At 43.2% G+C, this 10,029-nt stretch carries 10 protein-coding genes; all 10 read left to right on the top strand.

Annotated elements, in window-relative coordinates; translation table 11 throughout:
- The first annotated feature begins 168 nt into the window (after positions 1-168).
- Complete coding sequence (locus ACLTL4_RS10100) at positions 169-1,401, top strand: DUF362 domain-containing protein (protein WP_412291048.1); 1,233 nt, start codon at positions 169-171, stop codon at positions 1,399-1,401.
- A gap of 384 nt (positions 1,402-1,785) precedes the next feature.
- A complete protein-coding gene (locus ACLTL4_RS10095; protein ID WP_022118356.1) occupies positions 1,786-2,733 on the top strand; it encodes an L-lactate dehydrogenase in 948 nt (315 codons plus the stop codon).
- Positions 2,734-2,977: 244 nt separating this feature from the next.
- Positions 2,978-3,775 carry a CoB--CoM heterodisulfide reductase iron-sulfur subunit B family protein gene (locus ACLTL4_RS10090; RefSeq protein ID WP_022118355.1) on the top strand — a complete coding sequence of 266 codons (798 nt, stop codon included), beginning with the start codon at positions 2,978-2,980 and terminating at the stop codon, positions 3,773-3,775.
- Positions 3,775-4,164, top strand: a complete 390-nt coding sequence (locus ACLTL4_RS10085; protein ID WP_022118354.1) for a 4Fe-4S dicluster domain-containing protein — start codon at positions 3,775-3,777, stop codon at positions 4,162-4,164. The genes ACLTL4_RS10090 and ACLTL4_RS10085 overlap by 1 nt, the downstream gene beginning before the upstream one ends.
- A gap of 26 nt (positions 4,165-4,190) precedes the next feature.
- On the top strand, positions 4,191-6,179 hold the full coding sequence (locus ACLTL4_RS10080) for a CoB--CoM heterodisulfide reductase iron-sulfur subunit A family protein (protein ID WP_022118353.1): 1,989 nt from the start codon (positions 4,191-4,193) through the stop codon (positions 6,177-6,179).
- Positions 6,170-6,613 (top strand): hydrogenase iron-sulfur subunit, encoded by a 444-nt coding sequence (locus ACLTL4_RS10075; RefSeq protein WP_022118352.1) that lies wholly within the window; start codon positions 6,170-6,172, stop codon positions 6,611-6,613. The genes ACLTL4_RS10080 and ACLTL4_RS10075 overlap by 10 nt, the downstream gene beginning before the upstream one ends.
- A complete protein-coding gene (locus ACLTL4_RS10070; RefSeq protein WP_022118351.1) occupies positions 6,598-7,575 on the top strand; it encodes a 4Fe-4S dicluster domain-containing protein in 978 nt (325 codons plus the stop codon). Before ACLTL4_RS10075 ends, ACLTL4_RS10070 begins: the two co-directional genes overlap by 16 nt.
- 3 nt (positions 7,576-7,578) lie before the next feature.
- On the top strand, positions 7,579-8,616 hold the full coding sequence (locus ACLTL4_RS10065) for a 4Fe-4S dicluster domain-containing protein (RefSeq protein ID WP_022118350.1): 1,038 nt from the start codon (positions 7,579-7,581) through the stop codon (positions 8,614-8,616).
- Entirely contained in the window at positions 8,616-9,470 is an 855-nt protein-coding gene (locus ACLTL4_RS10060; protein WP_022118349.1) for an FAD/NAD(P)-binding protein, read from the top strand. Before ACLTL4_RS10065 ends, ACLTL4_RS10060 begins: the two co-directional genes overlap by 1 nt.
- A 45-nt stretch (positions 9,471-9,515) precedes the next feature.
- Positions 9,516-10,029: 4Fe-4S dicluster domain-containing protein (locus ACLTL4_RS10055; RefSeq protein WP_412291047.1), on the top strand; the 514-nt coding region annotated here is incomplete at its 3' end.

Below are 10,029 nucleotides of genomic sequence, written 5' to 3'. Positions count from 1 at the left end.
GAGCACTTGACTTTTAATCAAGTTGTCCGGGGTTCGAATCCCCGATGCCTCATGATTCGAGAAAAGCATTACTCATAGTGAGTAGTGCTTTTTTGTTGCTTAAAACGGATATGCGACTGCGTTCATGAGCAAGTAGCGAAGCGGATATTGAAAAAGGAGGGCGGAAATTTGAAGAAAAATGATTTATATATGATTTCCGGAACGGAATATAAGGAAATGACAAAGGAAATCCTTGCACAGTCTGATTTGTGGGGGGAGATTGAAAAAAAGGCAGATCAGAAGCAAAAAGAAGCAGATCGGATGGTGATCGGGATCAAGCCGAATCTGGTATCACCGACGGAGGCTTCTTATGGGGCAACGACGCATCCGGAGATTGTGGCGGGAATTATTGAATATTTGCAAGAAAGAAGTTGTCAACATATCGTGATGCTGGAGAGTTCCTGGGTTGGGGATAAAACTTCGGAATCTATGGAAGTCTGTGGATATGACAGGCTGGTTGAAAAATATAACGTACCATTTTGGGATATGCAGCTCGATGAAAGCAGTGAAGTGGATTGTGTCGGAATGAAACTTCAAATCTGCAACAGTGTGAGAAAGCTGGATTTTTTGATCAATGTTCCGGTTCTGAAGGGGCATTGCCAGACGAAGATTACCTGTGCTCTGAAAAATATGAAAGGTCTGATTCCAAATAAGGAGAAGAGGCACTTTCATAAGCTGGGTCTGCATAAACCGATCGCACATCTGAATGTGGGGATTCATCAGGATTTTATTGTAGTGGATAATATCTGTGGGGATCTGGATTTTGAAGATGGGGGAAATCCGGTTGTTATGAACCGGATTCTGACAGCAAAAGATCCGGTTTTATGTGATACGTTTGTATGTCAGATGCTTTATTATAGGAGAGAAGACGTTCCATATCTGGTTATGGCGGAGGAGCTTGGTGTGGGTTCTACTGATCTGGAACATGCGAATCTGATACAGATCAGATTCGAAAAAGGAACAAAAGAAGAAGAACAAGGTTCAGAAGAAACGGCAAGTGGAAAAGATATCAACAGAAAAGCAAAAGAAGTGAAAGATATCCACAAAACAGTATGGAAGGGCTGGGAAGATGTGGATATTCCAAGGGAGCGAAAGATTGTTGAACTGCAGGATGCTGTCGAGGAAGTGGAGTCCTGCAGTGCCTGTTATGGCTATCTGATCCCGGCACTGGATATGCTGAAACAGGAAGGTTTGTTTGAGAAACTGGACTGTAAAATTGCTGTTGGACAGGGATACCGCGGTAAAAGCGGGAAACTGGGGGTTGGAAACTGTACTTGCAGGTTTGAGCATTTTGTAAAAGGATGTCCGCCGACGGAGATAGAAATTTATGAATATTTGAAGAAATATCTGATACAATATTAGAAATTAGAAAAATTATCCAATTCATCGAAAAAACCTTTGCTTTAGATATGGGGATATAAGATGCGTCCATTGAATTTACGCGTATATCAAATTTTGATAAAAACTTTTCATTTTTTACTTGTGAAAGTGTTGCTGACATGGTATGATATTTTAAGACGTTGCATGGAGGGAGCTATGATTTAAGCGGATAAAATTGCAGCTTCGGTCTTGCAGTCGCAGATAACATCCATGTGATGTGCGTGGAAGTATATTGTCGGATTTTGGAACTTAATGGGAGGTATACAACTTAATTTGCTAATTTAAGTTTGCGGCCTCCCTGTTTTAAACAAGAGTTTGTTAAAAAATAGACAATATCAGTAAACTTATTCAGGAAAGGAGTAATTTATGAGCAGCAAAATTACTATCATTGGAGCAGGAAGTGTTGGGTCTACAATTGCTTATACGTTATCTAATCAGGATATCGCATCTGAGATCGTTCTGATTGATATCAATAAAGAAAAAGTAGCAGGAGAAGTTATGGATATTATCCAGGGAACCTGCTTCCGCGACCCGATCAATATCAAAGCAGGTGAATATGAGGATGCGAAAGATTCCAATATCGTTATCATCACCTCTGGTATTGCAAGAAAACCAGGTCAGACACGTATTGAGCTGGCACAGACAAATGTAAATATTCTCAAAGATATCACACCGAAAATTGTTAAAGAGGCACCAAATGCTCTCTACGTAATCGTAAGCAATCCGGTTGATATCATGACTTATGTATTCACAAAAATTTCCGGACTGCCGGAGAATCAGGTTGTTGGTTCCGGTACGATCCTGGATACAGCAAGACTTCGCTGTGGACTGGCAGAGCATTTTGATATTGCACAGAAGAACATCCACGCTTATGTATTTGGTGAGCATGGTGATACTTCTTTCATTCCGTGGTCACGTGCACATATTTCCTGTGCAAACATTGATGAGTACACTACACTGATGAACAATATCGGCAAAGAAATCCCGACTCTGGATAAAGATGCAATGCTTGAATATGTACAGAAATCCGGTGGAAAGATCATTGCAAACAAAGGTGCTACATTCTATGCAGTATCTGCTTCTGTATGTCGTCTGTGCGGACTTCTGCTGTCTGCTTATGATTCTACCGCAACGGTATCTTCTATGATGCACGGTGAATACGGCATTGATGATGTATGCTTAAGTACACTGAGCATGATCGGTCCGAACGGTCTGAAAGGCAAAGTTCCGGTACCTCTGACAGACGAAGAAGTTGAAAAACTGAAGAAGAGTGCAGATGCACTGAAATCTGTTATTGCACAGATCGAACTGTAAGATTTCAGCAGACAAAACACCATAGAGAAAGAAACTTGATGGATTTTGTACTGCGATTGTCAAAAGACTGAACCGTTACAAATAATGGTATAAAGAATGTTTGAAAAATAACAGGGAATTTTAAGGTATGCAGTATGCGATACAGAACATTATATTCATGAAAATCAGAATTTTCAAAATTCTCTGTTATGTATAAAGTTACTATAAATAAAATATCGCAAATATGCGGCATCAGGAGGTAAAAATGGTTTACAGTTATTTTCCTGGATGTACTCTGAAAACAAAAGCGAAAGATCTGGATCGTTACGGCAGAGAATCTGCAAAAGCCCTTGGATTTGAGCTGGAAGAGATTGAAAACTGGCAGTGCTGCGGCGGTGTATATCCGCTGGGAACAGATGAGATTGCCAGCAAACTTTCTTCTGTTCGTGCATTAAATGATGCAAAAGAAAAAGGTCAGGATCTTGTTACGCTTTGTTCAGCATGTCATCACGTAATAAAACGTGTAAATGATGATATGAAAAATGTGGAGGACATCCGCACAAGAGCAAATAATTATATGCAGCTTGAGCAGCCTTATGAAGGTGAGACAAATGTACTTCATTATTTAGAGGTACTGCGTGACAGAGTGGGATTTGATGAATTAAAGAAAAAAGTGGTAAAACCGCTGACAGGAAGAAAAATAGGTGCCTACTATGGTTGTCTGCTTCTTCGTCCAAGCTCAGTACTGGCATTTGATGACCCGGAAAATCCAACCATTATTGAAGATTTTATCCGTGCGATCGGAGCAGAACCTGTTATTTACGGTTACCGCAACGAGTGCTGCGGAGGATATATTTCCCTGAAAGAAAAAGAAATGAGCGGAAAAATGGTTGACCGCATCATGGATTCTGCAGCCGGAATGGGAGCAGAAGAACTGATCACAGCCTGTCCGCTGTGCCTGTATAATCTGAACACCAGCACAAGTGCAAACAAGCTTCCGGTTCATTACTTTACAGAACTGCTTGCAGAGGCACTGGGTCTGAAAGAGGAGGTGCAGGAATAATGAAAACAGCAAGAGATAATGCAGAAAAGATCAAAGAGATCAGCGGTGCAAATCCTCAGAAATGTATGAAATGCGGCAAATGTTCCGCAACCTGCCCTGCTTTTAATGAAATGGATATCAAGCCACATCAGTTTGTATCCTATGTAGCAGAAGAAAATATTGATGCATTGATGCAGTCCGAAACTCTGTGGAAATGTCTTTCCTGCTTCGCATGTGTAGAAAGATGTCCAAGAGATGTAAAACCTGGAAAACTGATTGATGCAGCAAGACAGATGGTTGTGCGTCAGAGAGGTGCAGATTATCTGAAAGCAGAAGAAATACCAGAACTTCTGGATCCGGAACTGCCACAGCAGCTTCTGGTAAGTGCGTTCAGAAGATATAAGAGATAAATGAGAGAAAGTTGGAGGTGAACTCATTGCAGAGAATAGGAGTATTTGTCTGTCATTGCGGAAGTAACATTGCAGCTACTGTAGATGTGAAAAAAGTAGTGGAAATGGCAAAACTGGAGCCTGGAGTTGTCCATGCAGAAGATTATCAGTATATGTGTTCTGAAGCAGGACAGGCAAAAATAGATGCTGCAATTAAAGAAAAAGGTCTGACAGGAATGGTAGTATGTTCCTGTTCACCACGTATGCACGAAACAACATTCAGAAAGGCTGCTGAAAGAGCCGGACTGAACCCATACATGGTAGAAATTGCAAACATCCGTGAGCATTGTTCCTGGATCCATAAGGATATGGAAGAAGCTACAAAAAAAGCGGTTATCCTTATGAGAGCAGCCGTTGCAAAAGTAAACTTAAATGCACCGCTTCAGCCGGGTGAGAGCCGTGTAACAAAACGTGCACTGGTTATCGGCGGCGGTATCGCAGGTATTCAGACAGCGATTGATATCGCAGATGCCGGATATGAAGTAGATATCGTGGAGAAAGAGCCGAGTATCGGAGGAAGAATGTCCCAGATCGATAAGACATTCCCGACGCTGGACTGTTCTGCATGTATCCTGACACCGAAAATGGTGGAAGCTTCCGCACATGAAAAGATCACGCTGTATACATATAGTGAAGTAGAAAAAGTAAGCGGATTCGTAGGTGATTTTACGGTTGATATCCGTAAAAAAGCAAGAAGCGTAGACATGGATAAATGTACAGGCTGTGGTGTCTGCCAGGAAAAATGTCCTTCCAAAAAGACTCCAAGTGAATTTAACCGTGGACTGAGCAACAGAAGTGCAATCTACACACCGTTTGCACAGGCAATCCCGAATGTACCGGTTATTGACAGAGAACATTGTATCAAATTCAAGACCGGAAAATGTGGTGTCTGCTCAAAGGTATGTCAGGCAGGTGCGATTGATTACGATCAGAAAGACGAGATCATCACACAGAAATATGGTGCAATTGTTGTAGCAACCGGTTTTGATATGATCAAACTGGATAAATATGATGAATATGCATACAATCAGAGCCCGGATGTTATTACATCTCTGGAACTGGAGCGTATCATGAATGCAGCAGGTCCGACAAAGGGACATCTGGAGCGTATGTCAGACCATAAAGCACCAAAGAAAATGGTATTTGTACAGTGTGTCGGATCAAGATGTTCTGATGAAAGAGGAAAGAGCTACTGCTCTAAAATCTGCTGTATGTATACTGCAAAACATGCAATGCTGATCCGTGATAAATATCCGGATGTAGATGTTACCGTATTCTATATTGATGTTCGTACACCAGGTAAGAACTTTGACGAGTTCTATCGCCGTGCGGTAGAAGAATATGGCGTTCACTACATCAAAGGCCAGGTAGGAAAGGTTGTTCCGCAGGAAAACGGACAGCTGCTTGTACAGGCTTCTGACCTTCTGGACAACAAACAGATCCTGATGGAAGCTGACATGGTTGTTCTGGCAGCAGCAATCGAGCCGAACCCGGATGTAAGAAAGATCGCTACCATGCTGACAGCAAGTATCGATACAAACAACTTCCTGACAGAAGCACACGCAAAACTGCGTCCGGTAGAATCTCCGACAGCAGGTATCTTCCTGTCCGGTGTATGTCAGGGACCAAAAGATATTCCGGAGACAGTATCTCAGGCTGGTGCCGCAGCAGTAAAAGCAATTGGTCTGCTTGCAAAAGATAAACTGATGACCAATCCATGTACTGCAAAACCAGATGAACTGCTGTGTAATGGATGTTCTACATGTGCAAATGTTTGCCCTTACGGTGCAATCAGCTATATTGACAAAGAAGTAAACGACCACGGTATCCGTGAAGTACGCCGTATTGCCCAGGTAAACAGTGCTCTGTGTCAGGGCTGTGGTGCTTGTACCGTTGCCTGCCCATCCGGTTCTATGGATCTGCAGGGCTTCTCTAACAGACAGATCTTAGCGGAGGTAGATGCAATATGTCGATAGAAAATACTGAATTCAGACCGAAAATTGTAGCATTCTGCTGTAACTGGTGTAGTTATGCAGGTGCTGACCTTGCCGGCAGCAGCCGTCTGGTTTATCCGGCCGATGTAAAGATCATCCGCGTACCTTGCTCCTGCAGAGTAAACCCGATGTTTATCTTAAGAGCATTTGAAAAAGGTGCGGACGGCGTTATCATGTGTGGATGCCATCCGGGAGACTGCCATTACAGTACAGGTAATTATTATGCAAGAAGACGTATGACACTGCTGTTCTCCATGCTGGACTTTATCGGTGTGGAAAACGGACGTACACGAGTAGAGTGGGTGTCTGCGGCTGAAGGTGTGAAATTCTCTCAGACTATGAACGAGTTTGCAGAGAAGATTCATTCTCTTGGTAAAAACGTAAGATTGGAGGATTTGAGATGCAGGAAGAATTGATCAAACGTGCGAAAGAACTGTTAGCAGACGGTACCGTGGCACGCGTGCTTGGCTGGAAAGCCGGCGATCTGCCTTATAATCCGGAACCATCTTATTTTGAAAACGAAGACCAGCTGAAGAATTTTGTATACAATGGATTTTGCGGTGCAAACCTGAGCAAATATATGATCGAAGCTTCCAAGCTGGAAGGAAAAACACTGGTATTCTTAAAACCATGTGATACATACAGCTTTAACCAGCTGATCAAAGAACATCGTGTAGACAGAGAAAAAGCTTTTATCATCGGTGTTGGATGTAAAGGTAAACTGTCCATCGAAAAGATCAGAGAGCAGGGCATCAAAGGTATCGAAAGCATTACAGGTGCCGAGATGACAGATGATGCAGAAACTCTGACGATCCAGACAATTTATGGCGAAAAGACCTGCACTTATGCATCTGCAATGCTGGGACGCTGCCATGTCTGCAAAGGAAAAGAGCATCAGGTATACGATGAGCTGATCGGCGAATCCAAAGATACCAAAGATGCAGATCGTTTTGCAGAAGTAGAGAAGATTGAAGCAATGTCTCCGGAAGAGAGATTTGCATTCTTCCAGAACGAATTATCAAAATGTATCCGCTGTAATGCCTGCCGTAACGTATGTCCGGCATGCAGCTGCCGTAAATGTGTATTTGACAGCACAAAATTCGACAGTGCACAGAAGGCAAATGTGGATGATTTCGAAGAGAAGATGTTCCACATTATCCGTGCATTCCACGTAGCAGGACGTTGTACGGACTGTGGCGAGTGCAGCCGTGTATGTCCGCAGGGTATTCCGCTGCATCTGTTCAACCGTAAATTTATCAAAGATATTGATAAATTCTACGGAGAATATCAGGCAGGAGAGGATACAGATTCGAAAGCACCACTGACAAACTTTACATTTGACGATGTAGAGCCAAGCATTGTTGGAGAAAGGGGATAATGTATGTACAAGATAGCGAAAAGTAATTTGCCGGCATTATTCCGTGCAATCGCAGAAACAAAAGAACTGTATCTGCCAATCAGAAGAGCAGGACAGGTAAATTTCGGACCTTGGAGCGAAGACGCAGAAGTTGACGTTGAAACTTTAAAGACCGTAAAATCTCCAAAAGATGTATTCTTTCCACAGAGCGAAAATCTGTATAGCTGTGAGAGAGAAGGCAAAGACATCAAGATCGAGCCTCAGGCATTACAGGATCAGGAGTTTGTTGTATTTGGCATGAAAGCCTGCGACATCAAAGGTGTAGAAGTACTGGATAAAGTATTTTTAGCTGATCCGATCGATACATTTTATGCTGCAAGAAGAGATCACGGAATCATCGTTGCCATGGCATGTCATGAACCGGAAGAAAGCTGTTTCTGTAAGGTATTTGGCGTAGACTGTGCAGATCCGGAAAAATCAGCGGCAGACGTTGCTGTATGGATGCTGGGCGATGACCTGATCTGGAAAGCAATCACAGAAAAAGGTGAGGCACTGACAAAAGCAGTGGAAAGCCTGCTTGAAAATGCAGATGCCGACAGCGACAAGCTGGAAGAAGAAAAGAACAACATCCGTGCAATCGTAGAAAAACTTCCGTATACCAATCTTTCCCTGGAAGGATGGGGCGGAGACAAACTGGAAGAGAAATTCAATTCTCCGAAATGGGAAGAGCTGTACAAACCATGTCTTGCATGTGGAACCTGTACTTTTGTATGCCCGACCTGCCAGTGCTACGATATCAAGGATTATGATACAGGACACGGTGTTCAGAGATACCGTTGCTGGGATTCCTGCATGTACTCTGATTTCACAATGATGGCTCACGGAAACAACCGTACAAGCCAGATGCAGCGTTTCCGTCAGAGATTCATGCACAAGCTGGTTTATTTCCCGGCAAACAATGATGGCATGTATTCCTGCGTTGGATGTGGACGTTGTGTGGAGAAATGCCCGTCCTCTTTAAATATCGTTAAAGTTATCAAAAGCATGGGAGGTGAACAGTAATGAGCGAATGTACCTGTCATAAAAATTATACACTGGATACACTGATTCCGAAGGTTGGTGTGATCACAAAGATCACGCAGGAAACACCGGATGTAAAAACATTCTGTGTAACTGCTCCGGGCGGCGGAAAACTGTTCGAACATATGCCGGGACAGTGTGCAATGGTATGTGTACCGGGTGTCGGAGAGGCAATGTTCTCCATTACTTCATCCCCTACAAATAAAGAATATCAGGAATTCAGTATTAAAAAATGTGGTGTACTGACAGACTGTCTGCACAGCCTGGAAGTTGGCGATGAGATTACTGTCCGTGGACCTTACGGAAATAATTTTCCGGTAGATACAGAGCTGAAAGGTAAAAATCTGCTGTTTATCGCCGGTGGTATCGGACTTGCACCACTGCGTTCCGTTATCAACTATGTACTGGATAATCGTGATGACTACGGAACGGTTGACATCCTGTACGGATCACGTTCCGCAGATGACCTCGTAAAACTGAAAGAGATCCAGGAAGTATGGGCAAAGACTCCGGGTGTCAATGTACATCTGACGATCGACCGTCCGCAGGAAGGCTGGGACGGTCATGTGGGATTTGTTCCGACTTACTTGAAAGAAATCGGTTTTTCAACAGACAAGACCGCTCTGGTCTGCGGACCGCCAATCATGATCAAGTTTGTACTTGCAGGACTGGAAGAGCTGGGCTTCAACCGTTCTCAGTGCTATACAACACTGGAACTTCGTATGAAATGTGGTATCGGTAAATGCGGACGCTGCAACATCGGTTCCAAATATGTCTGCAAAGACGGTCCGGTATTCCGCTGCGATGAAGTAGACGAGTTGCCGAACGAGTACTAAGAAAAGGATCACTAGACAAAGTACAGAAAGGAATGGTACGACAAAATGCAGGAAATGGTAAATGTATATTTTTTCGGTAAAAAATACAGTGTTCCGGCAGATTTAACAATCATGACAGCTATGGAATATGCAGGCTACACCCTGAAAAGAGGATGTGGCTGCCGTCATGGATTCTGTGGAGCATGTGCAACTATTTATAGAATCAAAGGACAGAACGAGCTGAAAACATGTCTTGCCTGTCAGACACAGGTTCAGGAAGGTATGTATGTAGCAAGCATTCCATTCTTCCCGACAGACAAGAGAACTTACGACATCGAAGAGATCAGACCGACCGAGCAGATCATGATGGAACTGTATCCGGAAATCTACAGCTGTATCGGATGTAATGCATGTACAAAAGCATGTACACAGAACCTGAATGTTATGCAGTATATTGCATACGCTCAGAGAGGCGAATTTGAAAAATGTGCAGAAGAATCCTTCGACTGTGTAAGCTGCGGATGTTGTTCTGTAAGATGCCCGGCTGGTATTTCTCATCCGATGGTAGGTCTTCTGGCAA

Origin of the sequence: Hominisplanchenecus sp. (assembly GCF_046967715.1) — a bacterium.
In the GTDB taxonomy this organism is placed as follows: Bacteria; Bacillota; Clostridia; order Lachnospirales; family Lachnospiraceae; genus Hominisplanchenecus; species Hominisplanchenecus faecis.
The sequence above is the reverse complement of the archived record's forward strand: the minus strand, read 5'-3'. Positions and strand labels throughout refer to the sequence as shown.